This is a genomic window from Rhodococcus sp. NPDC057529 (assembly GCF_042802055.1).
Classification (GTDB): Bacteria; Actinomycetota; Actinomycetes; order Mycobacteriales; family Mycobacteriaceae; genus Rhodococcus_F.
This window is the reverse complement of sequence record NZ_JBHVEY010000029.1, coordinates 74,268-99,205: the sequence shown is the minus strand read 5'-3', so window position 1 is coordinate 99,205 and position 24,938 is coordinate 74,268. Positions and strand designations below refer to the sequence as shown.

The following is a 24,938-nucleotide window of genomic DNA, read 5'->3' as shown; positions in this document are numbered from 1 at the left end:
CGTGACGAACGAAGAATCGAGAGACACATACTTATGAGCAAGGTCATTCTGGTCACCGGCGCAGGCCGCGGGCTCGGCACCGACATCGCCCGCACGGCCCTCGTGGCGGGCCATCAGGTCGTCGCCACGGCCCGCCGCGGGGAGAAAGTGCAGGAACTGCTGGGTGAGAGCGAGAACCTGCTGACCGCGTCGCTGGACATCACCAACCCTGCCGACGCCGAGGCCGTGGTCGCCGCCGCGGTGGAGCGGTTCGGCCGGATCGACGTGCTGATCAACAACGCCGCCACCTTCCAAGCCGGCTACTTCGAGGAGATCTCCGACGCCGCGATGCGTGCGCAGGTCGAGACGAACCTGTTCGGCCCGATGAACGTCACCCGCGCCGTCCTGCCGCAGATGCGCCGGCAACGGTCGGGGCACATCATGACAGTCTCGTCGCTAGCCGGGGTCATCGGCCAGGAGTTCTGCGTCGCCTACGCCACCACGAAGTTCGGTGTCGAGGGCTGGATGGAGTCGCTGAGCTTCGATCTGGAACCGTTCGGGATCACGACGACGGTCGTCGAGCCCGGGTTCTTCCGCACCGAACTGCTCGAAGAGGCGTCCACCACCTGGGCGGACCAGTCGATCGACGACTACGCCGAGCGCACCGCCCAGACGAAGGCGGCCTGGCAGTCGATGAACGGGCAGCAGTCCGGCGACCCGGTCAAGCTCGCCCACGCCTTGGTCAAGGTCGCAGAGCTGGAGAAGCCGCCGCTGCGGTTCGTCGCCGGATCCGACGCGATCCCCGCCGTCATCGACAAGGGACGTCAGATCAGCGCGCAGGCCGAGGACTCCCGCGAGCTCGGCTTCGACCTCGATATCGACAACTGAGGAGAAGGAATCATGGAGTTCATCACCCCCGGCCCCACGGGCAAAGGCCCGGCCGAGCAGTTCACCGGCGACGTCTGGTACGACGTCATCTACGCCGGTACCGAACCCTCGCGGGCGCGCACGAACATGGTCCGTTTCTCGCCCGGAGCCCGCACGTTCTGGCATCACCACGTCCTCGGGCAGACCCTGCACGTCGTGAGCGGGACCGCGCTCGTCGGCATCCGCGACGGTGTCGTCTTCGCAGCCCAGCCCGGGGAGACCGTGACCTGCCCGGCCGGTGAAGAGCACTGGCACGGCGCCACCGACGACCGGTTCATGGAGCACCTGGCCATCTGGGAAGGCGACGGGTCCAGCACGCCGGAGACGACCTGGCTCGAGGAAGTCACCGACGAGCAGTACCACGCGCCGCGCACCCGCCGCTCCTGACAACCGTGCCCGACTCGTTCCCGGACGAAAGACCACACATGACTGACACAATGCGCGCCCTCATCGGCGGGATCGGACCGGAATGGGTCCTCGAGGAGGTTCCCGTCCCGCAGCCCGGGCCCGGTGAGGTCCTGATCCGAAACCGGGCCGCTGCGACCAACAACGCCGACATTCCGATGCTCGCCGAGGCAGATCCCACCCACGGTGGTCACGGCAAGAGGTTCATCGCCGGGTTCGAGTACGCCGGCGAGGTGGTCGCACTCGGCGAGGGTGTGGATACCTGGCAGGTCGGCGACGCGGTGATGGGGTCGATCCCGTCGGCCTTCGCCGAGTATGTGGTCGCCGACCACCGGTTCGTCCTGCCCCGCCCGGAGGGACTCGACCCGCAGATCGCCTGCGCGCTGCCGACCGCCCTGCTGACCGAGCACGGTGCGCTCACCGCCGCCGGGTTCACGGCCGGGCAGAGCGTGCTCATCACCGGTGCGTCGTCCGCGATCGGCCTCATCGGCGCCCAGGTGGTCAAGGCTTTGGGTGCCTCACACGTGATCGGTACGACCCGCAGCAGCGCCAAGCGGAACCTGCTCACCGGTGCTGGGGTCGACACCGTCATCGTGACCGGCGAACAGGACCTGACCGCGGCGACCCTGGCAGCGACCGAGGGCAAGGGCGTCGATGTCGTGCTCGACCACATCGCCGGGCAGACCTTCGCAGATTGCCTGCCCGCCACCGCCGGGGACGGTCACGTGGTCAACATCGGACGCCTCGACGGCGCCGAGTCGACGATCAACCTCGACCATCTGTCCTACCGCCACCTCACCGTCCACGGCGTGTCCTTCGGCTTCACCCGCGACTGGGAGATGGCCGACATCATCGCCGGGCTCCTACCTGAGGTCATCCCGGCCGTCGCACGTGGTGAGATCCATCCCGTGATCGACCAAACCGTAGAGCTCGCGCAATTCCAGCGGGCTGCGGATCGGCTGCGTTCGGGTAATGCGCTCGGAAAAATCGTTGTCGCACTTCGCGAGACTTGAGAATCCGAGGCGAGACGATCGATGGAGCTCGCGTACTCGCATTCTCAGCCACAGCGATATCCTCGAGAGGACGCCACCGTGAGGTGCGCCTCCGGGAATGTGCGCTGGTCATGCCGTCGGGACCAGCACGCGATGGCCGATGGGCCGGCGGGGTGAAGAGTCCGTGCGATGGGTGAAGGTGATCCGCTCGACACTCAGCGGTATCGGCCGTCGCCGGCCGCGGAATTGGCGGGCGCCGAGTTCGGGGATGCGGTGGAGATCGGTCGCGGCGGGTTCGGCGTGGTCTACCGCTGCACTCAGCCCGGCCTCGACCGCACGGTCGCGGTGAAGGTACTCACCGTCGACTTCGACGAGGAAAACCGGGCGAGGTTCTTCCGGGAGCAGCGGGCGATGGGACGGTTGACGGGGCATCCGAACATCGTGAGTGTTCTGCAGGTCGGTGCCACCGAGAGCGGACTTCCCTACATCGTGATGCCGTATCACCCGCAGGATTCCCTCGATGCGCTGATCCGCCGCGACGGGCCGTTGGCGCTGGATCGGGTGCTGCGGCTCGGGGTGAAGATGGCCGGTGCGGTGGAGTCGGCGCACCGGCTCGGGATTGTGCATCGGGACATCAAGCCGGCGAACATTCTGCTCTCCGAGTACGGCGAGCCGGAGCTGGCGGATTTCGGCATCGCCCACATCAGCGGGGGGTTCGAGACCGCCACGGGTGCGGTCACCGGGTCGCCCGCCTACACCGCGCCGGAAGTGTTGGGTGGCGATCCGCCGAGCCCGGCCGCGGATGTCTACGGCCTGGGCGCGACCCTGTTCAGTGCGCTGACCGGGCATGCCGCGTTCGAACGCCGCAGCGGCGAGCAGGTGGTGGCGCAGTTCCTGTGGATCACCACGCAGGAGATACCGGATCTGCGGAAGCACGGAATCGACGAGGATGTGGCGGCGGTGATTGCCCGTGTGATGTCCCGCGAACCGGGTGAGCGTCCGGCCTCCGCAGCCGATCTCGGGGAGGAACTGCGCGGGTTGCAACGCGACCACGGCTTTCCGGTCGACGAGATGGCCCTGCGCGCGGAAACCGATGCTCAGGGATACGGGCAGCAGGTGACCTCTCGTGGCCGATTGTCGCCGCCCTCCTCCACGTCGGGCGCGACGGGCAGCCTCCCTCTGGAGCTGACGAGTTTCGTCGGCCGGCGGCACGAGTTGACCGAGGCGAGGAATCTGCTGGCCGGGTCGCGGTTGGTGACGTTGACCGGGATCGGCGGCGTCGGCAAGACCCGGTTGGCGATGCGGATCGCGGCGGCGGTGCAGCGCGAGTATGCCGACGGTGTGCGGCTGGTCGAGTTGGGGGAACTGCGCGACGCGTCGTCGCTGGTCGACGCGGCGGCCGCCGCGGTCGGGTTGCGGGACCACTCGGCGCGGCCGCTGTCGGAGGTGCTGATCGAGTTCCTCAGCCCGCGGGAGGTGCTGTTGATCCTCGACAACTGCGAGCACCTGGTGGATTCGGTCGCCGAACTCGTCGGTCACGTCCTGCGGGTGTGCCCGCAGGTGCGGGTTCTGGCGACCAGCCGCGAACCCCTCGGCATCGGTGGGGAGGCGGTGCTGCGGGTGCCGCCGCTGACTGTGCCCGGCCCCGACCAGCAGCCGACGATGCGGGGGTTGCCCACCTACGACGCCGTGACCCTGTTCGCCGAGCGCGCCGCGGCGGCGGTTCCCGGATTCGCGCTGACCGAGGAGAACGCGGCGGCGGTGGTGGGGATCTGCCACCGGCTCGACGGGCTGCCGTTGCCGATCGAGCTTGCGGCGGCGCGGTTGCGGGCGATGTCGCCGCAGCAGATCCTCGAGCGGCTGACCGACCGCTACACGCTGCTGACCCGGGGCAGCCGGGGCGCGCCGTCGCGGCAGCAGACGTTGCGGTTGTCTGTCGACTGGAGTTTCGAGTTATGCACCGCCGGTGAGCAACTGGTGTGGGGGCGGGTGTCGGTGTTCGCCGGAAGCTTCGAACTCGATGCCGCCGAGCAGGTCTGCGGTGCCGGACTCGACCCGGACGAGCTGCTCGACACCTTGACCTCCCTGGTGGAGAAATCGATCCTGATCCGGGAGGAGTACGGGTCGGGGGTGCGGTTCCGGATGCTCGAGACGCTCCGGGAGTACGGGTACGAGAAACTCGAGCAGACTGGTGAGGCGCTGTCGTTGCGTCGCCGGCATCGGGACTGGTACGGGGGGTTGGCGCTCGACGCGGAGGCCGAGTGGATCAGCGTCCGCCAGGTCGAGTGGATCACCAGGCTGAAACGGGAACAACCGAATTTGAGAGAGGCCCTCGAATTCGGCGTCGACGACGACCCCACCACGGGACTGCGCACCGCCGCCTCACTTCACTGGTTCTGGGCATCCCAAGGCCTCTATAGCGAGGGCCGGCGCTGGCTCACCCTGCTGCTCACACGCCAGAGCGGCCGACCGACGGTCGACTGGGCCAAGGGACTCTACTGCGCAAGCGTGATGGCGAATGTGCAAGGTGATCTCCAGGCAGGAGCCGCGCTGGTTGCGGAGGGGCGTGCGCTCCTCGCGCACATCAGCGATCCCATGATGAGCGCTCTGATGACTAACGCCGATGGCATGCTGGCTCTCTACAGCGGTGATCCGGCGCGCGCATCCTCTCACCTCGAGACAGCACTCGCAGAGTTCACCGAACGCGGTGAACGCACGCTCGAAACCAGTGCCCTCTACCTGTTGGGGTTGGCCTACGGACTGTCCGGGCGGACAGAGCGGGCGATCGAATGCCTGGAGCGGGTCCTGGCGATCACGGAGCGGTACGGCGAGAAGATGTACCGCTCGCATGCACTGTGGGCCCTGGGAATTGCCCTGTGGCAGAAGGGTAATGCGGATCGTTCCGTACGATTACTCGAGGAGTCGCTGGAGCTGACCCGGCAGGTGCGCAGTCCCCGTGTCGTGTCGGCTTGCCTCGCAGCGCTCGCCTGGATCAGTTTCGACCGACACGATGCCCTCCGGGCTTCCGTTTTGATGGGAGCCGCGGACGGGCTGGCACGAGCGATCGGCAGTTCCGCGGTGATTCACTCCAGTCTGATGGTCTTCCAGAACGAATACGTCGAAAATTCCCGGAAGGAACTTGGCGACAAAGCATTCCAGTCCGCCAGACGAAAAGGCGAGCAACTCGGCTTCGACGCGGCCATCGCCTACGCCCTCCACGAGCAACAATCCGGAACCCCCGCGCGTGACACGGGCACGTCGACGCGACTGACCAAGAGGGAACGCCAAGTCGCCGACCTGATCGCCGAAGGCTTGACCAATCAGGCCATCGCCGACCGGCTGGTGATCTCACCCCGCACCGCACAGGGGCACGTCGAGCACATCCTGGCCAAACTGGGCTTCACCTCCCGGACACAAGTCGCCGCCTGGGTCGTGGAACAGGCACACGGTCACAACTGACCAATCTCGCCGGCGCGGGCGTGCCGGCGGTTCCACGGGGACCCGTCTGTCTCCGGGGCATGGGAAGCCACGTACTCTTCGATCCGCGTTGGAAGAAGCCGACAAGCCACTCGAGGCCGAGTCGGGATATCGCCGTCGGCTGGCCAAGCGTTTCGCGAGGCGAGACGAACCGGTGAGCCGCCCCGTCTCGCCATCGCTCGGACGCGCCGGTATATCATATGTGTTCTTCGATCCGGGGGAAGGTGCCACCAATGCCGCTGAACGATAGGCCCGCACGACAGCAACTTCCCGAGGAAGTCGCCTCCTACGTACGTGAGATGATCATTTCCGGGGAGGTCCGTGCGGGCGACTTCCTCCGCATAGAGCGGATTGCCGATGCTGTCGGGGTGAGCACGACCCCCGTACGCGAAGGACTTCTCACCCTGCGCAGCGAGGGATTCGTCGAGATGGTTCCCCGACGCGGTTTCGTCGTGGCTCCGTTCACAAGGCAAGACGTACGCGACCTGTTCTGGGCACAGGCCAAATTGGCCGGGGAGCTAGCCGCACGAGCCGCCAAGAACATCACCAAGCAACAAGTCGAGCAACTCGAGGCCATAGTTCAAGAACACCAGGACGCGATCGACCAGGGCGACGATCAACGTATCGTCGCCCTGGGTCACGCCTTCCACCGCACAATCAACCTAGCCGCGGACTCCCCTCGGCTAGCTCGGCTCCTGGGGTCTATCGTCACAAACCTCCCTAATCGCTTCTATATGACCATCGAAGGTCATCTCACCACGACGCGGGAGCAGCACCCACTCCTTCTCGACGCTCTCCGCAAACACGCGCCCAAAAAGGCAACGGTCCTCATGGAGGCGCACATCCTCGACGGAGCCGACCGCCTGATTGAGGATCTTGACCAGCACGGACTCTGGGAGGACGCCTCCGAGGCACAGCCGTCGTGACGACAGAACGTGTAGCACGGTGGGCTTCGATGTCGATGGCTGAAACATGCGTCGCCTCGTCGCCCATTCGAAGACGCAATCAGGTCGCAAAGAAGCCCGCCCGGGTGTTCGCCTTCCCGGTCAGAAACACCTATTCCCGGATCGGCCTGGACATCTGTGTCGGCCATTAGGCGCCGCTCACGACACAGCACAGCACCTCCAATTTCTTTTGGAGTATACCCTGCTCAGGACAGGTATTCGTCGACCTTGCGGCTCCATTCCGCGAGCACATCGGCGGGGTACTTCTCCGATTTGAGCATCTCCATGCCCGCCTGCGGGATGACGCCGGGAATGTCGGTGCGCCCGGATATCCCAAGGCCGTCGCCGTTGAGAGCCTGCTGGCCGTGCTGCGACATCATGAAGTCCATGAATACTCGGGCGGCGTTCGGGTGCTCAGAGCCGTCGATGGCGGCTGCACCCCATTCGATTGCATAGGTGTGCGGAGGAACGACGGCGTCGATCGGCGCGCCCAATTCCTGGAGTTCTTTCACGATCGAAGGTGTTGTCGTGTTGGCCACGCCGATCTCGCCGGAGGCTACGGCCTGAGTCATGGGTACGACCGAGGGGTAGAACTTGGGTTTTTGCGCGCCAAGCGCGGGAAGGTACGCAGGTCCCATGGTCCTCTCCAGAAAATCGAGATAGCCCGCGTAGGAGGGGGTTACGTCGGATCGGGTACCAAATTTCCCCTTGACTGACGGATCCAGTAGATCGTCCCAGTTTTCAAAGCCGGCGGGGAAGAGGTCGGTATTCCATACGATCATTCCGAACGGATACGCCGACGGGACGATTGCCCTGCCTTTTACCCTCCACACCTGTTCCGGCCAGCTTTCCGCCTCGGGCCCTTCCAATGTCATCAGATGATCAGCGTTCTTGGTGAACCAGTTCGGGTCGCTGAACAGTAGGACGTCGGCGCCCTTCGAGCTGGATTGAATTTCCGCGGAGACTCGGGACGGTAGCTCACCGCCACCCCTGAGGACCCGCACTTTGATGTCCGGATACTCACTGTTGAATGCCTCGACCAATCGCACGTTCTGCAGTTCGGGGGCGACGGAATAGAAGTTCACAACGCCCTCGTCGTCGGCCCGGTCCACGACGGCGTCCCACGAGTCGGCCCCGGACGACGTCGTCGGTTCGTCGGTTCCGCATGCCGTGAGGCCGACAGTGGCAAGCACGATGGCGGCGACGACGGCGATCCGGCGTCTCCATCGTGGCGCGGCGACGCCCTGGTTCGATGGGAACGGCCCGTTGCTCGGGTCGCCGCTGTAGGTGGGTCGCAACGATGCCCGGAGCGCATCTGCTTTGTGCGTCATCACGCGACTCCGACCCGTACATGTTCGGTCGGTGTCAACGCACCGTCTTCGCCGTAACAGTGCGTCGAGGCGTGTGGAAGTCCGACGTCGACAGCACTTCCGATGTGGAAACCGATTCCGCTGACCGGGATTTCGACGTAAAGGACACTGTCAGCGAGTTCAATGATGTACTCGGTTCGGTCGGCGCCGGGAAGGATCTCCACGACAGTTCCGCCGCTCAACCATGTGATGTGGTCGTCATGCCCGCGGTCGGTCGGTCGCCGCAGTTGGACATGGGCGGGCCGAATCCGCATGACGTAGTCCCCTGGCAACGACGGAGCGGCGGAATCTGGGATGCGGCAACCCGCCATGGCGGCGCCCGAGCTGTCGACGACCATCGGAATCGAGTTCCGAGCGCCGAGGAAGTCCGCCACTCGCTCGCTTGCCGGATTGCGGTAGACCTCCTGTGGCGCGCCGATCTGTTCGATGCATCCGTCGTTCATCACGGCCACCCGGGTGCCGAGTGACAGCGCTTCCTCCTGGTCGTGGGTGACGTACACGCCGGTGAAACCCAAGGATCTGTGCAGGCGACGGATTTGCGCACGCATGTCGAGGCGGAGAAGTGCGTCGAGGTTGCTGAGCGGCTCGTCGAACAAGAGAACGGCCGGTTGCGGGGCGAGAGCACGGGCCAGCGAAACACGCTGCTGCTGACCGCCGCTGAGTTCGGGCGGATAGCGGTCGGCCAGGTGGCCGCACTGAACGATGTCGAGTACCTCTTCCACTCTGCCACCCGCGAGTGCGCTCTTGAGCTTTCGCGCCTTCAGCGGGTAGGCCACATTCTGCGAGACCTTCATGTGCGGCCAGAGTGCGTAGTTCTGGAACACCATGCCGACGTTGCGTCGGTTCGGGGGTGTGAAGATTCCCTTCCCCGGATCGGCGACCAGGTCGCCGCCGAGTTCGATCTGTCCCTCGCCCGGTCGTTCGAGGCCGACCAGGCATCGAAGGAGCGTGGTCTTTCCACACCCGCTCGGGCCGAGGAGGACGAGCAACTCCCCTTTTCGGACTTCGAGGTCGACCTCCTTCAGAACTCGGATGTTCTCGCGTCGCCGCTGGAAGGCCTTGCTCAACCCGGAAACGCGCACTTCGACGTCTAGCGCCGAGTGCGTGTGCTCGGATCCGGTCTTTTCGGTGGTCACGGTCGATTCGTTCACAGTCGCTCCATAGCTTTGGTTCCGCCGAAGGCAAGCGCCGCGACGACGCCGCCGGCGGTGATGACAGTCATGACGAGGGCCACGACGGCCACCCGTGGGTAGGACCCGGTGCTGAACTCCTCGTACAGCACCACCGACATCACGGTGCTTTCCGGTGACCGGAGAAGCAACGAGACACCGAACTCGTGGATGAGCAAAACAAACATCACCGCCGCCGACGCGGCCATTCCGGCACGGGACAGCGGAAAGACGATCCGGGTGAAGGTGCGCAGCGGTCCGGCGCCGCTCACCCGGGATGACTCCATGGTCTGCGGGCCGAGCGCAATCAAGGTCGTCAACTGGTATCGAACGGCGTACGGCAACATGATCGCCAGGTAGGCGATCAGCAGTGCTGTTTTCGTTCCGTACAGTCCGGTATTTGTCGACGAGAACGCGAAGAGGAAACCGAAACCGATCAGGGCCGCGGGAACCGCGAGCGGTAGCGCGGCCGCCACGTCCAACACGATCGAGACCGGCCGCCAGATGCGGTCCCTGTTCGTGACGGCGAGGGCGACGAGCAGGCCGATCGGCATCGCCAGAATGACGCCGGCGAGTGTCACGGTGAGGCTGGTGGTGATCGATTCCTGCACCCGGGCATCCGAGAGTGTCCGAACAAAGTGGGCGGTGGTGAAGTGTTCTCCGCTCAGTTTTCCGGACCAGTACGGGGACAACGCCACGAACGTCAGCGCGAGCAGCGGCAGGATTGCGGAGATTGCGACGAAGGCAGCGATGAAGGCAGTGGCCGCCGCAGTGGTCCAGGGGCGGGTGGGTGCTTTTGCCATGCTCATCGCGCCTCGGCCCACGTAACGCTTCTGGTCGCCGAGCAGTCGGCGCTGGACGAACATCAGGAAGAACGCGAGGACCAGCAGCGGGGTGCCCAGCGAGGCGACCAGCGCGAAGTGGATCGGATACTCGGTGGTGAGGACGAACATTCTGGTGGTGAGGACGTCGAGCCCTTCGCGCCGCCCCAGGATCAGAGGTCCGGTGAACTGGCCGAGCGCCAGCAGGAACACGATCATTCCCGAGTACACGAAGACCGGCCGCAGCATCGGCAGGGTGACGGTGCGCAGGATCCGGAGGCCACCGGCGCCGTTCGCCTGCGCGGCGAGACCGTAGTCCTCGCCCAGTCCTTGAAGTCCGCTGTAGACGAAGAGGTACACGAATGCGGAGAGGTGGATGCCGGTGTAGACGATGATCCAGAACGGCGTGTAGACGTTGATCGGACCGGACCCATCGTCATCGAACAGAGGTGTAGCCCTCAGCAGGGTATTGGCATACCCGTTCTCTGGTGAAAACAGGAACACGAACCCGACGACGTGCGCGACCGCGGGAATGATGATTGGCAGCACCGGAGCGAATGACAGGGCGCTGCGCAGCCTCGGTGGCAGCGAATGGACGGATATCGCCAGGCCCGTGCCGAGCACCAGACCGACGACCGTCGCTCCGATCCCGAGGTACAGGGTGTTGACCAGTACCGATCCCAGACCTCGCATTTCTCCGAGTTCTTTCAGGCCGGCACCACCGTCTGCAAATACCTTGCTTTGCAGAGGAACGATGGGAATGAGCACGAGGATGGCGACCAGTGCGGTCAGAGCGATCCACGGCCCCTGCCGGCCCAGCTCTCTTCGGTGACGCTGCAACGGCAGCGTCGCTGTCGATTGTCCGCTCATGCGGGGACTCCTTGCGTGAACTCGATCACTGAAAGTCGATAATATATGGTGCGTCACAGAATCAGTTTGGGCAAGGCTTTACCCGAAGATAAGTAGACTTTTGTTGCACCCGAGAAGTCATGGAGAATGCCCACGACACCTCGGGCCACGCGCCTCCCGACGTTCACCGGTGCGAACACAAACTTGGCCGAAAGGCTTTTCGCTTCAAGGCTATTGCGATACGAGTGCGATCTTGTCCGCACCGTTCGCGGCTCCGGCGCGATCCTGTCAGGGGCAGTCCCCGATTAGATTCGGCGGGCGATCTCGACGTCGAGCGAATCGTTCCGTAATGGACCATGGAAGGCAGAGGAAGCCGCCACCCACCCAGATTCCACCTCGAGCCCCGGCATCACGTATGACCTGGTTGGGCCGGGGGAAGGTCCACATCGGGGGACGCGGGGGTCCACCCAGGGATGCGCACGGCGTACTCACCTGCGGATCGAAAGGGGCCCACTGCGGTTGGGCGTAAACCTGTTATGGGGATGCGCCTTCCCCGCATCTGACGATGCCTGGAGTTGGAGGGTGCGAGAGCGCCGACGGACCGACTCCCGACATCAGGGAAACCTGCCCTCGTGCCCGGATCGAATTGACGATGTTTCGGTAATAGGGTGTGTCGTTGCAGGTGATTCACACTGTACTGCTTGATCAGTTGACGAATGAGGGCTGGGACGCCCGGAAAGTCAAGCAGCGGCGGTCGCCGCGATCTCGAGGCGTTGCGTGACCGGAGGATGCGGGCGGCGGAGACGGTCGCCACGGGACGGCGACAGGTCGATGTCGCGGTCGAGTTGGACGCCTCCCAGCAGACCGCCTCCCGCTGGTATCGACGGTGGACCGAAGGCGATGACCGCGCGGCTGAACACCAGGGCGCGCCTGGCTTCACGTCGCACGCCTCCCTGCGTATGCGCCAAAGCTCAACCCCATCGAACAAGTTTGGGGCAACGTGAAATCCACCGAACTCGCCAACCTCTGTCCCGACATCCTCGGCGAGGTCCGCATCGCGACCGAGACCGAGCTGACCCGGATCGGCTCGAACTACGACCTGTGCCACAGCACCGCTCGCTCAATTACGAACCTTCTCAAGCGGCGGGCGACGAATCGACCGTCAGCGGATCGTGCGCGTCCGGGCACGACAGCGAAATCGTCGATGCCCGTCACGGCCCGCGCAGATTCGACGGCCCGCCGCTCCGGGTGGTGCGGTCAGGCCCGGCCGGGCAGCGTGGTGTGTTCCGCGTAAAGCGGATCCCCCGCATCGCGCAGTCCCCAGTACGTACCGTCCGTTCGAATTCCGTTGATCGCTACCGACGTGAACCGCGCATCGAGGACGACTCTGCGGTACGCGATCCGCCACGCGCCGTCACGGCGTTCGAATCTGTCCAGATAGCGTCCCCAGGCTTGGCGGCAGAGGGCGTCACCCGGCGACGTACGAGCCGCGGCGTCTCCTGTGGGAGGAATCAGGCGAGAGCTGACGAAGTAGGTTTCCGCTGAGGCGCAGTCTGCCGCGGTGTGCTCGACCAGACTGTTGCCCAGGAAGTGCATCGAGTTGTCGACACCAGCGAACCGGGTGTCCAGCCAATCGATCAGTCCATCGATGTTTCCCTGATATTCCACATGGTCGTCGTAGGCGTCGAGATGGTAGGCCGACCGGACGAGCTCCCAGTCCCCGCGGTCGACCCCCCGGGCATACCGGCACAGCACGTCGTGGATGTCTTGACGGTCCAGGATGCGTTGCAGCGCGGGCGCCGGTTCTTCTCTGTCGTTCATGCCATCTCTCCTCGGGCGTTGGGCAAACGATGTGTCGTTGCTGTGCTGCGATCCGCGCTCACATCGTAGAAACGTCGGCTTCCGACCAACAGACCTTTGTTCGGTTTCCGGTCGGCTCGGTGTTTCCGAGGCATGCCGCGCCGGGGCTCACCTCGGTGGCCGAGCTAATTCGTGTGCTGGGGCGCTCGGCCGATCATCGCCAACGGGATCAGGCTGAGTGCGGCGGCGGAGGCCACGTAGACGGACACCGAGATGGTGGTGTGGGTGGTTTCGAGGAGGGCGACCATGATCAGGGGGGCGAGACCGCCTCCGATGATGTTTGCGCCCTGGGTTCCCATGGATGCACCGGCATACCGCACGCTCGGCGGGAACATCTCGGCGAAGAGGGCGACGACGGGTCCTTGCATGGCGCCGACGGCAAGCAGCCCGACCAGCGCTGCGAGGACGACCAGCGCGAAGCTGCGGGTCTGTACCAGCGGGAAGATTGCGAATGCCCAGATACCGGTGAAGATTGCACCACCGGCGAAGACCGGCCGCCGCCCGACGATGTCGGACAGCCAGGCGAATCCGAGGGTACCGACCGTCCACCCGACCATCGAGATCAACACCGCGGTAAGCAGCGTGCTCTTGCTCATTCCGAGGTCGCGGGTGCCGTAGTCGAGCATGCCCGTGTTGATGACGTAGAAGGCGATGGTGGCGGGTACGAAGGTGCCGGCGGCGAGGAGAAGCTGTCGCGGGCGGCGCAGCACCTCGAAGACCGAGGAGCGCTTGACCGAGTGCGACCGTGCCGCCAAGGCATTGTCAGCGTGCTGGAACGCGGGGGTGTCCTCGATGAAGCGGTGGATGTAGTAGGCGATGGGGAACATCACGATGCTGAGCAGGAAGGGTATCCGCCATCCCCAGGCAGAGAACTGATCGGCGTCGAGAACCTGATTGAGTGTCAGGAACAACAGGGTGCCGGTGATCATCCCCACCGGGACGCCCAATTGGGGGACGGCACCGTAGAGGCCGCGGCGGTTCGGCGGCGCGTGTTCGATGGCCATCAGTGCTGCACCGCCCCACTGTCCCCCCACTGCAGCGCCTTGCGCGCACCGCAGAATCGTCAGGGCGATCGGTGCCGCGACCCCGATCGTCGCGTAGGTCGGCAGGGCTCCGATGAAGGTGGAGGCGATCGCCATCAGCAGCATGGCGCCGAGGAGTGCCGGCTTGCGGCCGAACTTGTCGCCGAAGTGGCCGAAGACTGCGGCCCCGACCGGGCGTGCGGCGAACCCGACAGCGAACGTCGCGAACGAGGCGAGGACGCCGGCAGTGGGGTTGATCGACGGAAAGAAGTGGCTGTTGAAGATCAGCGAGGCCGCCGTTCCGTAAATCATGAAGTCGTAGTACTCGATCGATGATGCCGCGACCGAGGCGGCCAAAACCTTGCCGGGTCGTGTGCCGGTCGGCTCCACGGCTCGGGAAGTCAGTCCTGGTGTGCTCACTTAAGTTGCCTCATCTCCGATGATATGACCCGCGGCGGGGCTCGTGCGATACCCGGGCGTAGGGAACGGGTCTGTCGATGCTGCGACGCCTGCTCCTGGGCGGATGTCGTTCTTCGCCGCAGGCAGACGCTCGGGTGCCGTCCGGTCGGACGGAAAATTCACCGCTCGTTGGACGAGCATCGGCACGGCCCGCGGCCTACCTCGATAATATATGATCGATCACATTTGGCAATAGGTATGACTCCGCCCACTACCATCGGGGCAGACGCCCGGAACTCGCCAAGGACCGCGGCCAGCGCGAATTGAAGAATTCGCCGTGCACCACGGCCGCAGTGGTATTCGACTGAACGCAGTAGGCGCATTCCGCCCCTCCATCCAGTGACGCGATCGGTTTTCGACGCAGCTGCACACCGGACAGCTGGCCCACGATCGCGGCACCGACGAGAAGTGAACCGCCTCCTCATGCCGAGCGCGGGCGAGTCGTACCTGCCAGGCATGCCAGGGCCGCGAGCCGACGACCGGACATGACGCGATCGTTGACCGGTGATCGCGGTTTGTCGTCAAGACAGTTCCGACGCCCAAACCGTTTCCTTCACCCCGTCAACAGGCTTTGACCACCGTCAACGACCAACGCCGCACCGGTAATGAAGGCGGCCTCATCTGACGCCAGGAACAGCGCCGCCTGTGCCACGTCCCACGCGGTTCCTTGCCGATTTCGCAGCGGAACACGCGCATTCCGTTCGGCCGCAACCTGCTCCCGGGTTGCGCCCGCCCTTCCGACCCGTTGTTCGATCGCCATCGGCGTGTCCATCAGTCCTGGAAGGATCGTATTGGCGCGGATGCCGAACTGCGCCTCGGTGATTGCGATGTGTTCGGTCAGCGCAACCACGCCCGCCTTGGCGGTCTTGTAGCCCACGTTCGGATAATTGATCAGTACCGCATTGGAGGAGATGTTCGTGATCGCACCGCCACCGCGATCGCGCATCACCGGGATGACGTGCTTGCAGGTCAGTGCCATGCCCTGCAGGTTGATGGCAATGATTCGAGTGAATGCCTCGGCATCGATCTCGCTGACCGGCGCATCCCCGGCGGAAAGTCCGCCGACGCCCACGTTGTTGTGCAGGATGTCGATTTGCCCCCATTCCTGCACGCAGGTGGCCGTCATTGCGGCGATGTCCTGCTCACACGTGACATCCGCCCGCACGGCGATCGCCTCGCCACCGTCGGCGACGATCTGCCGAACGGTCTCCTTCGCCGATGTGAGATCCCTGTCGACGGCGAGCACCTTCGCCCCTTCGCGTGCCAGCAGCAGTGCCGCGGCGCGTCCGTTGCCGACGGTCCGTCCCTCGACCTGTCCTGCCCCCACCACGATCGCCACTTTGCCGGCTACGCGCTGACCCATGCCATCACTCCCTTTTCGTCCTCCGCGGGGCGGGCACCTCCGGCGGATTCACACATCATGCCCACGTCTCGACCGACGCCAGCGGCGCGTCGACCTTCGTCTCCGAAGCTGTGGCGCGGATTCCTCCATTGCCATGTTCCCCGTTCATCCCGCAGCCGACTCCACCGCTCGGCGGAGGCTGTGTTCGACGAGGTAGCTGAGTACGCGGACGGCGCGACTCGGTTCGGGGTAGGTCGGGATCCCGGCATCGAGCAGTTGGCGACGTGGTCGGCCGCTACCGCCGGTCCAGGCGACGAAGAAGGGTTTCGATGTCGCAGCGTAGGCACGTCGGAGAGCCTCGACCATGGCGTCGGCGCTGGCGTCAGAGTTCCCGAGGACCACGAGTACGGCGTCCGTGTCGTCGTTGTCGCAGACCACCTGCAGGGTCCGGGTCAAGATCCCGACGTCGTTGATCAACGACCCTGTGGCATCGATCGGGTTCGCCGTCGAGGCGAAGTACGGCAGATGCGAAGCAAGTCGTTCGCGGTCCGCGGACTGCCACGGTTCGACGACGAGGCCCAGTTCGACGGCTGTGTCGGTCGCGAGGGCGCCGGCGCCGCCGCTCTGGGTGACGACGGTCAGCCGCCGTCCGGCTGCGGCCCGTCCGGCGGCGAAGGCGAGTGCGGCATCGGCCATCGCTTCCATGCTGTGCACCCGTATCGCGCCGTAAGTAGTCACGGCCTGCTCAAACGCGTCGTCGTCGCCGGCGATGCTCGCGGTATGTGCCGCGACGGCACGCGAGCCCGCCGGGGACCGTCCGGCCTTGAGCAGGATGAGAGGTTTGCCGTGGTCGGCTGCCGAGCGCATCAGCCCCTCGAGGGCGGCGAAGTCCTTGACTCCCTCGATGTGTCCGAGCAGGAGGTTCACATCCGGTGCGTCGACCAGGCCCGCCAGCAACTCGACCACCGTCACGTCCGCCTCGTTGCCGGTGTTGGCGAAGTAGCGTGCCCCGAGTCCGAGTGAGTTCATCGTGCTGTAAGTGAAGGTGCCGACCGCCCCGCTCTGGGACACGAGTGCGATCGGTGAGTCGGGACGTTCGCCCTCGTCGTCGAAGGCGGTGGAGAAGGTTGCGAATGCGCGGTTTCCGGCCGAGAAGCTGCCGAGACAGTTCGGGCCGACCACGCGCATCCCACTGCGGCGGGCGACCGCGGTGATCCGGTCCTGGATCGCTGTTCCCGGGTCACCGATCTCGGCGAACCCGGAGGCGAAGATGATCGCGGTGCCGACACCGGCGTTCGCGCAGCGCTCGACCGCCTCCACCACCGCTGCGGCCGGGACGACGATAATGGCCAGGTCTATCGGTGCGTCGATGTCGGAGATGTCCGCGTAGGCCGGGACGCCCTGGACCTGGTTGCGGTGTGGGTTGATCGCGTAGATGCCGCCGGCGTAGCCGAATTTCTTCAGGTAGTCCAGGGGCCGACCGGACAGTTTGGCCGGGTCCGAGGATGCCCCGTAGACGACGACATTGCGCGGCCGGAAGAGCAGATCCGCAACGGCCGTGGTCACGACCACGTCTCCGTCCGGAACTTCGGCGCGCGGCGCTCCCGGTGCGAGGCGACGCCCTCGACGACGTCAGGGCCGCCGAAGCCCAGGAACTCAAGGCCCAGCGCGGCGTCGAACAGCGGGCCCTGCTGGCGGTACCACTGATTGAGCGAGTACTTGGTCCAGCGAATCGCTTCCTGGGCGCCCGCACTCATCTGGCCGGCGATTTCCCGGGCGGTGTCCAGCAGTTCGGTCTGGTCGACGGACAGCGAGACCAGGCCCGCGCGTTCGGCGTCCTCCCCGGAGATTTCCCGGCACGTCAGCAGCAGATACTTCGCCTTCGCCATGCCGCACAGCAGCGGCCAGACCATCGATGCGTGGTCGCCGGCGGCCACACCGAGTCTGGTGTGGCCGTCGATGATGCGCGCGTTCTTCGCGGCAATCGAGATGTCGGCCATCAAGGCGACGACGAGTCCGGCCCCGACGGCCGGGCCGTGGATGGCGGAGATGATCGGCTTGTTGCAATTGACGATGTTGTAGAACAGGTCCCGCGATTCACGCATCACCCGCATCCGCACGTCGTAGTCCCTGATCTGCGCGTCGATGAGGTCGAAACTTCCGCCGGCGGAGAAGGCCTTGCCGGCGCCTCGAACGACGACCGCCCGCACCTCGGGGTCCTGGTCGATGACCGACCAGATCTGCGGGATGTCGCTGTGGGTGGCCTCGTCGACGGCGTTGAGGTTCGGGCCGTCGAAGATCACCTCCAGTACCCCGGGCTGGTTGTTCTCGAAGGAGATGCTGGTGAACTCCTTGTACTTGTCGATCATGAGATCGTCCTTTCCTGGTGGGGCGATTCGGTTGATGAAGGTGCCGGGGATCTCGGATCCCATGAGGCGAGGACGATCTCGACGTCGACGGCGCCCTCGTTCGGTGTGCTGACAGCTCGTGCGGGGGTTCGGCTGAACCGGGGTGCGGGAGCGGGATGGAGCGCTCCGTCGAGGCGCTGGAAGAGACCGCGTTCGAGGTTGTGTGGGTGCTCCGCCGCTTCGTCGAAGGTCAGCACGGCGGTGACGCAGGCGTCGGTGCCTTCGTAGATCGTGGACCACTGTGCCTGGGTCTTGGATCCGACCTGCGCCGCGATCAGATCACGCAACTGCGGCCATCGCGTCTGGTCGTCCTGATCGGGCCATCCGGAGACGTCCGCACCCAGGCGTGAGAGGAATTCGTGGTAGAAGTCCGGTTCGAGGGCACCGACCGCGAGGTATCGACCGTCGGCGCACCGGTAGGTGTCGTAGAAGGGGGCACCGGAGTCGATCCAGTTGGTGCCGGGTTCGTCGGAGAAGAGACCAGCGGCGCGCAAACCTTGGATCTTCGTGGTTAGGAGTGCGACTCCGTCGACCATGGCGGCGTCGACGACCTGCCCCTGCCCGGATGTGCGGGCTTCGAACAGGGCGCACATGATGCCGAAGGCACTGATGGCGGCGCCGCCGGCGTAGTCACCGAGGAGGTTCATCGGTGGCCGGGGTGCTTCACCGGACCGCGCCATCGCGTGCAGCACTCCCGACTGGGCAACATAGTTGATGTCGTGGCCGGCGGTGTGTGCGAGCGGCCCGGTTTGGCCGTAGCCGGTGAGCCGGGCATACACCACCGCCGGGTTCCGGTCGAGGACGGTCTCCGGGCCGAGGCCCAGCCTGTCGGTCACTCCGGGCCGGTAGCCCTCGAGGAAGATGTCGGCCGCCGCTGCCAGCCTCAGTACGGTGGCGACACCGTCCTCGCTCTTGAGGTCGACGGCCACGGTCTCGACACCGCGGTTGACGAGGTCGCACCTTTCCCGCAGACCGTCGGTGGAGCTCAGCGCCCTGGCCGGTCGGTGGGACGGGCGCGTGACCCGCACCACCCGTGCCCCCATGTCGGCGAGCATCATGGCCGTGACCGGCACCGGCCCCATTCCTGCCAGGACGACGACACGGACCCCGGCCAGTGGTCCCGCAATTGTTTCATCCTGTGCCCGCGTTGCCGCCTTCTCGGGGCACGCCGCCGTTGTTGTGGTCATATCCACCTCCTCCGCTGAAGAATCACCGATTCTCGAGAAATGAGCACGGGTGTCTGCCGTTCGACGTCCTCAGACGCGTTCGAAGATGGCCGTGAGTCCTTGCCCCCCACCGATGCACATGGTTTCGAGTGCGTAGCGGGCCTGTCGTCGTTCGAGTTCGCGCAGCATCGTGGTGAGGATCCGCACCCCGGTCGCCCCGACGGGGTGGCCCAGTGAGATACCCGAACCGTTGACGTTGAGGCGATCGAAGTCGTCCTCGCCGAGTTTCCATGCCGTCGTCACCGCGAGCGCCTGTGCGGCGAAGGCCTCGTTGAGTTCGATCAGATCGATGTCCTTGAGCTCGAGTCCGGCACGGCCGAGAGCGGCCTCCGTCGAGGGCACCGGGCCGATGCCCATCCGGGCCGGTTCGACGCCGGCGGCAGCCCAGGTGACCAATCGCGCCAAGGGGCGTAGGCCGAGGTCCTCGGCACGCTCGGGGGTGGTGACGATGCAGGCCGCGGCGCCGTCGTTCTGCCCGGAGGCATTGCCGGCCGTGACGGTCGAGTCGGGGTCGACGGACCGCCGGACCGGTGTCAACGCGGCCAGGCTCTCGAGGGACACCTCGGCCCGGGGGTGCTCGTCCACGTCGACGGTCACCTCGCCCTTGCGGGTCGACACCGTGACCGGGACGATCTCGTCGGCGAAGCGGCCCTCCTGCTGGGCAGCCACGGCCCGCTGATGCGAGGCCAGGGCCAGACGATCCTGGGCGCCGCGGCTGATGCTGTATTCCTTGCGGAGGTTCTCCGCGGTTTCGAGCATGCCGCCTGCCACGAGGTGATGCTTACCGCCGGCGGTGACGCGGCCACGAGCGATGCGGTCCGACAGGGGGGTGGAGTCACCGCGGAAGCCGAACCGCAATCCGAGTGCGTAATGTTCGGCCTGGCTCATGCTTTCGGCGCCACCGGCGATGACCAGGTCGCATATGCCGGTCTGCACGCGCATGGCCGCGTCGATGACTGCCTGCAGACCGGAGCCGCAGCGCCGGTCGATCTGCAGTCCGGGAACCGTGACCGCAAGTCCGGCGTCGAGCGCCGCGACACGTCCGATGGCGGGGGCCTCGCCGTTCGGGTAGCACTGTCCGAACAGGACGTCGTCGACGTCTGAGCTGTCGATGCCGGTGCGGCGGATCAGCTCTGTCAGAACGGTGGCGGCGAGATCCGCAGCAGGGACGTCCTTGAACGCGCCGCCGTAGCGTCCGACCGGGGTGCGTAGCGGTTCACAGATCACTGCCTCGCGCATGTCTTCCTTCTTCCTTCTCTGTTGGCGCTGCGTTTCGTGGCGCTCAGATACCTCGGCCGCCGGTCACTTCGAGCACGGCTCCGTTGACGTATGACGCGAGCGGGGATGCCAGGAAGATGACCGCTCCGGCGACTTCCTCGGGTAGGCCCGCTCTGCCCAGCGGCACTTCCGCTTCTTTGGCTGCGAAGATTTCCGGTTTCATCGCCAGTGTCATCGCGGTGCGCACGAGTCCGGGCTGGATCGCGTTGGCGCGTACCCCGGAGGGTCCGAGTTCCTTCGCCGAGGCCTTGGTCAGTCCGATGAGTCCGGCCTTGGCCGCGCTGTAGTTCGTCTGTCCCGGGTTGCCGATCTTTCCCGACAGGGAGGAGACATTGACGATGGACCCGCTCCCCTGCGATCGCATCAAGGGGGCGACCGCACGCGTTCCGAGCCAGGCCCCCTTCAGACTCACGTCGAGGACGAGATCGAAGTCGGATTCGCTGAGCTTCGAGATGTAGCCGTCGCGGGTGACGCCCGCGTTGTTGACGAGGACGTCGACCCGGCCGAACCGGTCCAGGCACGCCTGGACCAGGCCGGTTTGTTCTGCCTCGGAGGTGACGTCGCACTGATGCGCTGCGATCTCGGCACCGGCGGCCACCAGAGGGGCGATCGCGGCCTGCGCTTTGTCCCCGTCGATGTCGGCAACGAGAACCCGCGCGCCGTGGGTCGTCAACGTCTCCGCGATCGCGAGGCCGATGCCCTGGCCGCCTCCGGTCACGATGGCGACCTGTTTGTCGAGTAGCCGCGGCGCCGCGGTGGGGTTTGGTGCGCTCATCAGTACGACTTCGGCAGGCCGAGGACCTTGTTGGAGATGTAGTTGAGGACCATCTCCTGCGACACCGGCGCCACCTTGAGGAGCCGGGACTCACGCCAGAACCGCTCGACGTGGTATTCCTTCGCGTAGGAGTAGCCGCCGAGGGTCTGCATTGCGCGGTCGCAGGCCTGGAATCCCGCTTCGCTGCCGAGGAATTTGGCGGCGTTGGATTCCGCTCCGCACTTTTGATGTGAGTCGAAGAGCGCGGCGGCGTTCATCGCGGTGAGTTCGGCGGCCTGCAGGCGGATCCAGGAGTCGGCCAGCGGGTGGGCAACGGCCTGGTTCTTGCCGATCGGGCGGTTGAAGACGACGCGTTCGTTGGCGTACTTGGTCGCGACCTCGAGGGCGGCGCGACCGAGTCCGACCTGCTCCATGGCGACGACGATGCGCTCGGGGTTGAGGCCGTCGAGCAGGTAGTAGAAGCCCTTGCCGACCTCACCGACGACCTCGTCTGCGGTGACCTCGAGGTTGTCGATGAACAGTTCGTTGGAGTCGACAGCGGAGCGGCCGAGTTTCTCGATCTCGCGGACGGTGATGCGCTCCCGGTTGAGATCGGTGAAGAACAGGGTCATGCCGTCGAGGGGGTTCTCTTCGGACCGTGGCGAGGTGCGGGTGAGCAGGAGGATCTTCTGGGCGTTCTGCGCGTTCGTGATCCATACCTTGTGGCCGTTGACGACCCAGCCGTTGTCGGTCTTGGTGGCCTTGGTAGTGATCCGTGAGGTGTCGACACCTGCGGTGGGTTCGGTGACCCCGAACGCCATCAGCAGTTCACCCGCGGCGATCTTCGGCAGGAACTTGCGCTTCATCTCCTCCGACCCGTGACGCAGGATCGGGCCCGGCGGGAAGATGTAGAAGTGGATCGCCGACGCGCCGGCCGTGCCGGCGCCCGAGGCGGCCACCTCGTGGAGCATGATCGCCGATTCGGTCAGCCCGAGCCCGAGTCCACCGTATTCTTCCGGGATCATCGCGCCGAGCCAACCGCCGTCGGCGAAGGCCTTCACGAACTCCCAGGGGTATTCGCCCTTCTTGTCCTTCTCCCGCCAGTATTCGAGATCGAACTTGCGGGCCAGTTCCCGCGTTGTCTGGCGAATCAGTTCCAGATCGCTCTGCTCGGTTGCGACTGCGGTCATGCCTGTACTCCTGCTTCGTGATGGGTGGGGATGTCGTCGAGGGGGGTGGCGGGATCGAGTGAGGAGAGATCACCCTGCGGTCCGCCGAGGTAACGGGCGCGGATGGCACGCCGCATCACCTTGCCGTTCTTGGTTTTCGGCACGGTGGCCACGACGTGCAGGGTGGGCGCGAACGAGCGGCCCACATGGTGCACTGCCGTTTCGGTCAGGTCGTCGAGATCGAGGTCCCCGGGGCGGGCCACGACGAAGGCGACGACCCGTTGGCCGCGCTGTTCGTCGGGAACACCGATCACCGCGGCTTCCGCGATCCGGGGGTCTTTCAGCAGCGCCGCTTCGATCTCCGCGGGGCCGACGCGCCGACCGGACACCTTGATGGTGTCATCGGATCGGCCGTGGATCCGCCAGTTGCCGTGGGAGTCGACGCTGGCCAGGTCGCCGTGGAGCCAGACGTCGTCCCAGCGCGTCCAATAGGTTTTCAGGTATCGCTCGCGGTCGTGCCAGAAGGCGTGGGTCATGCCCGGCCAGGTGTTGTGCACCGTCAACTCGCCCACCTCACCGGTCACACGGTGGCCGTCACCGTTGAGCACGGCCACGTCCATGCCGGGCAGTGGGCCGTTGAAGCAGGCCGGTTCCATCGGCAGGAAGGGGTAGCTGACCAGGATTCCGCCACCGGTCTCGGTGCCGCCGCTGTAGTTCACGATCGGGCGGCGGGACCCACCCACCGTCTCGAAGAGCCACCGCCATGTCGGCTCGTCCCATGCCTCGCCGGTCGACGCGAAGGCGCGGATCCGTCCGAGGTCCCCGAAATTCCGGTCACCGTGGGCCTTCACCGCGCGCGCGGCGGTGGGTGCGATGCCCTGGAAGGTGACCCCGTTTCGTTCAGCTATCTCCCACAACCGTTGCGGCGACGGGTAATCCGGCACACCTTCGGTGAGCACGATCGTCGCGCCCAGCTGCAGTCCGCCCATGATCAGCAGCGGTCCCAGCATCCATCCCATGTCGGCGATCCAGGCAATGACGTCGTCTTCGTGGATGTCGAATCCGTAGGCGAAGTCGACCGCGGCCTTCACAGCGAAGCCGGCATGGGAGTGAACGATCCCTTTCGGCGCGCCCGTGGTGCCGGAGGTGTAGATGATCGTGAGAGGGTCGTTGGCGTCGGTGGCGACGGTGTCAGCTGGTTCGGGGTCACGGTCGAGTTGATCCCAGTAGATGTCACGCCCGCTGTGCATGTCGGCACCGTCGGCGAGGTGCCGCACGACGACGACGTGGCGGACCGACGGTGCGGATTCGAGTGCCTCGTCCGCGGTCTGCTTGAGCGGGATCCGCTTGCCGCGGCGTGTCGTCCCGTCGGCGGTGACCAGGACGACCGCTTTGGCGTCGCGCAGTCGGGTGGCGAGGGCTTCGGCACCGTAGCCGGTGAAGGCGGGCACCGAGATGGCTCCGATCATGGCGCATCCGAGGTAGGCGATGACGGCCTCGGGTACCACCGGAAGGAACAGAACCACCCGATCTCCCCGCACGACCCCGAGCCGGAGCAGGTTGGTAGCGAATCGCCGCACGTCCGCGTCCAGCTCGGCGTAGGTCAGGGATCGTCGCTGGCCGCCGTCCCCCTCGTAGACCACGGCCTCCTTGCCGGCGATCGACCCGGTGGCGTGGCGGTGTGCGCACAGCGTGGCCGCATTGAGCGAGCCCCCGACGAACCAGCGGGGGAAGGGTGTGCCCTCGCTGTCGTCGCGGACCCGTTCGAACGGTGTGTCGAAGGTGATGTCCAGGTCGTCGACCACGGCACGCCAGAACCACTCCGGGTCGTCGACCGAGGTCCTGTGCAGTGCGTCGAGATCCGCAGATCCCCACCGCTGCATCGCCGCAAGCAGTCGGCTGCGCTTGCGGTCGGCCTCCTCCGGCACCCATACGGGGGTGCCCGAACCACCGACCGGGCCGGCTTCACGCATCGCTACTCCTCCATTTCGTGTGGGTTGCCGGACGGTCAGGAGACGGCGACAGGCTTTTCGGCGGCCGACCGCTTGAGCATCAGGCCCGCGCGGGCACAGTCGCAGACCACCTCGTCGCGCTGATTGATGCCGTAGTGGCGGAAGAAGACGATGCCGGAGTCGTCGCGGCTCTTCGACTCACGCTTGCTCACGACTTCGGTGCGCACCCGGATGGTGTCGCCGTGGAAGACCGGCTTGGGGAAGGTGACTTCCTGGAAGCCGAGGTTGCCCAGGGTGGTGCCCTGGGTGGTGTCGGGCACCGTGATGCCGGTGACCAGTCCGAGGATGAACAGGCTGTTGACGAGCCGCTGCCCGTAGATGCTGTCCTTGCTGTATTCCGCGTCGAGATGCAGGGGTGCGAGGTTCAGCGTCATGGAGCAGAAGAGGACGTTGTCGGTTTCGGTGACCGTGCGCCTACTGGCGTGTTCGATTACCGCACCGGGTTCGAGTTCTTCGAAGTAGAGACCAGGCATGA

At 65.6% G+C, this 24,938-nt stretch carries 20 protein-coding genes; 6 read left to right on the top strand and 14 right to left on the bottom strand.

Annotation, left to right across the window (positions count from 1 at the left end; genetic code table 11):
* The first annotated feature begins 33 nt into the window (after positions 1–33).
* The 5 genes from ACFU5V_RS37520 (at position 34) to ACFU5V_RS37500 (ending at position 6,706) form a co-directional block, all read left to right on the top strand.
* On the top strand, positions 34–867 hold the full coding sequence (locus ACFU5V_RS37520) for an SDR family oxidoreductase (protein WP_378705878.1): 834 nt from the start codon (positions 34–36) through the stop codon (positions 865–867).
* Between the two features lie 12 nt (positions 868–879).
* Complete coding sequence (locus ACFU5V_RS37515; RefSeq protein ID WP_378705876.1) at positions 880–1,293, top strand: cupin domain-containing protein; 414 nt, start codon at positions 880–882, stop codon at positions 1,291–1,293.
* Positions 1,294–1,331: 38 nt separating this feature from the next.
* The gene (locus ACFU5V_RS37510; protein ID WP_378705874.1) at positions 1,332–2,324 is read left to right on the top strand and encodes a zinc-binding alcohol dehydrogenase family protein; all 993 of its coding nucleotides are present in this window, start codon (positions 1,332–1,334) and stop codon (positions 2,322–2,324) included.
* A 168-nt stretch (positions 2,325–2,492) separates the two neighbouring features.
* Positions 2,493–5,762, top strand: a complete 3,270-nt coding sequence (locus ACFU5V_RS37505) for a protein kinase (RefSeq protein ID WP_378705872.1) — start codon at positions 2,493–2,495, stop codon at positions 5,760–5,762.
* A 251-nt stretch (positions 5,763–6,013) separates the two neighbouring features.
* Positions 6,014–6,706, top strand: coding sequence for a GntR family transcriptional regulator (locus ACFU5V_RS37500; protein ID WP_378705870.1), 693 nt, complete (start codon positions 6,014–6,016; stop codon positions 6,704–6,706).
* Between the two features lie 224 nt (positions 6,707–6,930).
* Here the strand turns inward: ACFU5V_RS37500 and ACFU5V_RS37495 are convergent, their stop codons facing one another.
* Genes ACFU5V_RS37495 through ACFU5V_RS37485 form a run of 3 tightly spaced genes read right to left on the bottom strand, consistent with a single transcriptional unit; the run spans position 6,931 to position 10,954 of the window.
* Entirely contained in the window at positions 6,931–8,055 is a 1,125-nt protein-coding gene (locus tag ACFU5V_RS37495; protein ID WP_378705868.1) for an ABC transporter substrate-binding protein, read from the bottom strand.
* Positions 8,055–9,245: an ABC transporter ATP-binding protein gene (locus ACFU5V_RS37490; protein WP_378705866.1), complete on the bottom strand. Its 1,191-nt coding sequence runs from the start codon at positions 9,243–9,245 to the stop codon at positions 8,055–8,057. Before ACFU5V_RS37490 ends, ACFU5V_RS37495 begins: the two co-directional genes overlap by 1 nt.
* Positions 9,242–10,954 (bottom strand): ABC transporter permease, encoded by a 1,713-nt coding sequence (locus ACFU5V_RS37485; RefSeq protein WP_378705864.1) that lies wholly within the window; start codon positions 10,952–10,954, stop codon positions 9,242–9,244. The genes ACFU5V_RS37490 and ACFU5V_RS37485 overlap by 4 nt, the downstream gene beginning before the upstream one ends.
* Before the next feature lie 695 nt (positions 10,955–11,649).
* Here ACFU5V_RS37485 and ACFU5V_RS37480 point away from each other — a divergent pair.
* A complete protein-coding gene (locus ACFU5V_RS37480) occupies positions 11,650–11,937 on the top strand; it encodes a helix-turn-helix domain-containing protein (protein WP_378705862.1) in 288 nt (95 codons plus the stop codon).
* Between the two features lie 253 nt (positions 11,938–12,190).
* Here ACFU5V_RS37480 and ACFU5V_RS37475 read toward each other — a convergent pair whose 3' ends face one another.
* The 11 genes from ACFU5V_RS37475 to ACFU5V_RS37425 form a co-directional block, all read right to left on the bottom strand.
* Positions 12,191–12,754: a nuclear transport factor 2 family protein gene (locus ACFU5V_RS37475; RefSeq protein WP_378705860.1), complete on the bottom strand. Its 564-nt coding sequence runs from the start codon at positions 12,752–12,754 to the stop codon at positions 12,191–12,193.
* A 164-nt stretch (positions 12,755–12,918) separates the two neighbouring features.
* Complete coding sequence (locus ACFU5V_RS37470; RefSeq protein ID WP_378705858.1) at positions 12,919–14,235, bottom strand: MFS transporter; 1,317 nt, start codon at positions 14,233–14,235, stop codon at positions 12,919–12,921.
* A 592-nt stretch (positions 14,236–14,827) separates the two neighbouring features.
* Positions 14,828–15,637 carry an SDR family NAD(P)-dependent oxidoreductase gene (locus ACFU5V_RS37465; protein WP_378705856.1) on the bottom strand — a complete coding sequence of 270 codons (810 nt, stop codon included), beginning with the start codon at positions 15,635–15,637 and terminating at the stop codon, positions 14,828–14,830.
* A 144-nt stretch (positions 15,638–15,781) separates the two neighbouring features.
* Entirely contained in the window at positions 15,782–17,182 is a 1,401-nt protein-coding gene (locus ACFU5V_RS37460) for a CoA-binding protein (RefSeq protein WP_378705854.1), read from the bottom strand.
* Positions 17,179–17,985, bottom strand: a complete 807-nt coding sequence (locus ACFU5V_RS37455) for an enoyl-CoA hydratase/isomerase family protein (protein WP_378705852.1) — start codon at positions 17,983–17,985, stop codon at positions 17,179–17,181. Before ACFU5V_RS37455 ends, ACFU5V_RS37460 begins: the two co-directional genes overlap by 4 nt.
* Positions 17,982–19,151: a CaiB/BaiF CoA transferase family protein gene (locus ACFU5V_RS37450; protein ID WP_378705902.1), complete on the bottom strand. Its 1,170-nt coding sequence runs from the start codon at positions 19,149–19,151 to the stop codon at positions 17,982–17,984. Before ACFU5V_RS37450 ends, ACFU5V_RS37455 begins: the two co-directional genes overlap by 4 nt.
* Positions 19,152–19,280: 129 nt before the next feature.
* Entirely contained in the window at positions 19,281–20,489 is a 1,209-nt protein-coding gene (locus tag ACFU5V_RS37445; protein WP_378705850.1) for an acetyl-CoA C-acetyltransferase, read from the bottom strand.
* Between the two features lie 43 nt (positions 20,490–20,532).
* A complete protein-coding gene (gene fabG / locus ACFU5V_RS37440) occupies positions 20,533–21,303 on the bottom strand; it encodes a 3-oxoacyl-ACP reductase FabG (protein ID WP_378705848.1) in 771 nt (256 codons plus the stop codon).
* Positions 21,303–22,472, bottom strand: a complete 1,170-nt coding sequence (locus tag ACFU5V_RS37435) for an acyl-CoA dehydrogenase family protein (RefSeq protein ID WP_378705846.1) — start codon at positions 22,470–22,472, stop codon at positions 21,303–21,305. Before ACFU5V_RS37435 ends, fabG begins: the two co-directional genes overlap by 1 nt.
* Positions 22,469–24,424: an AMP-binding protein gene (locus ACFU5V_RS37430; RefSeq protein WP_378705844.1), complete on the bottom strand. Its 1,956-nt coding sequence runs from the start codon at positions 24,422–24,424 to the stop codon at positions 22,469–22,471. The genes ACFU5V_RS37435 and ACFU5V_RS37430 overlap by 4 nt, the downstream gene beginning before the upstream one ends.
* A 35-nt stretch (positions 24,425–24,459) precedes the next feature.
* On the bottom strand, positions 24,460–24,936 hold the full coding sequence (locus ACFU5V_RS37425) for a MaoC family dehydratase (protein ID WP_378705842.1): 477 nt from the start codon (positions 24,934–24,936) through the stop codon (positions 24,460–24,462).
* Between the last annotated feature and the right edge of the window lie 2 nt (positions 24,937–24,938).

Bases quoted from the DNA above. Each gene is read 5' to 3' on its own strand.
- ACFU5V_RS37425 (WP_378705842.1), bottom strand. From the start codon at position 24,936: ATGCCTGGTCTCTACTTCGAAGAACTCGAACCCGGTGCGGTAATCGAA.
- ACFU5V_RS37485 (WP_378705864.1), bottom strand. From the start codon at position 10,954: ATGAGCGGACAATCGACAGCGACGCTGCCGTTGCAGCGTCACCGAAGA.
- ACFU5V_RS37515 (WP_378705876.1), top strand. From the start codon at position 880: ATGGAGTTCATCACCCCCGGCCCCACGGGCAAAGGCCCGGCCGAGCAG.
- fabG (WP_378705848.1), bottom strand. From the start codon at position 21,303: ATGAGCGCACCAAACCCCACCGCGGCGCCGCGGCTACTCGACAAACAG.
- ACFU5V_RS37435 (WP_378705846.1), bottom strand. From the start codon at position 22,472: ATGACCGCAGTCGCAACCGAGCAGAGCGATCTGGAACTGATTCGCCAG.
- ACFU5V_RS37445 (WP_378705850.1), bottom strand. From the start codon at position 20,489: ATGCGCGAGGCAGTGATCTGTGAACCGCTACGCACCCCGGTCGGACGC.
- ACFU5V_RS37495 (WP_378705868.1), bottom strand. From the start codon at position 8,055: ATGACGCACAAAGCAGATGCGCTCCGGGCATCGTTGCGACCCACCTAC.
- ACFU5V_RS37500 (WP_378705870.1), top strand. From the start codon at position 6,014: ATGCCGCTGAACGATAGGCCCGCACGACAGCAACTTCCCGAGGAAGTC.
- ACFU5V_RS37465 (WP_378705856.1), bottom strand. From the start codon at position 15,637: ATGGGTCAGCGCGTAGCCGGCAAAGTGGCGATCGTGGTGGGGGCAGGA.
- ACFU5V_RS37505 (WP_378705872.1), top strand. From the start codon at position 2,493: ATGGGTGAAGGTGATCCGCTCGACACTCAGCGGTATCGGCCGTCGCCG.
- ACFU5V_RS37475 (WP_378705860.1), bottom strand. From the start codon at position 12,754: ATGAACGACAGAGAAGAACCGGCGCCCGCGCTGCAACGCATCCTGGAC.
- ACFU5V_RS37430 (WP_378705844.1), bottom strand. From the start codon at position 24,424: ATGCGTGAAGCCGGCCCGGTCGGTGGTTCGGGCACCCCCGTATGGGTG.
- ACFU5V_RS37520 (WP_378705878.1), top strand. From the start codon at position 34: ATGAGCAAGGTCATTCTGGTCACCGGCGCAGGCCGCGGGCTCGGCACC.
- ACFU5V_RS37510 (WP_378705874.1), top strand. From the start codon at position 1,332: ATGACTGACACAATGCGCGCCCTCATCGGCGGGATCGGACCGGAATGG.
- ACFU5V_RS37455 (WP_378705852.1), bottom strand. From the start codon at position 17,985: ATGATCGACAAGTACAAGGAGTTCACCAGCATCTCCTTCGAGAACAAC.
- ACFU5V_RS37480 (WP_378705862.1), top strand. From the start codon at position 11,650: ATGAGGGCTGGGACGCCCGGAAAGTCAAGCAGCGGCGGTCGCCGCGAT.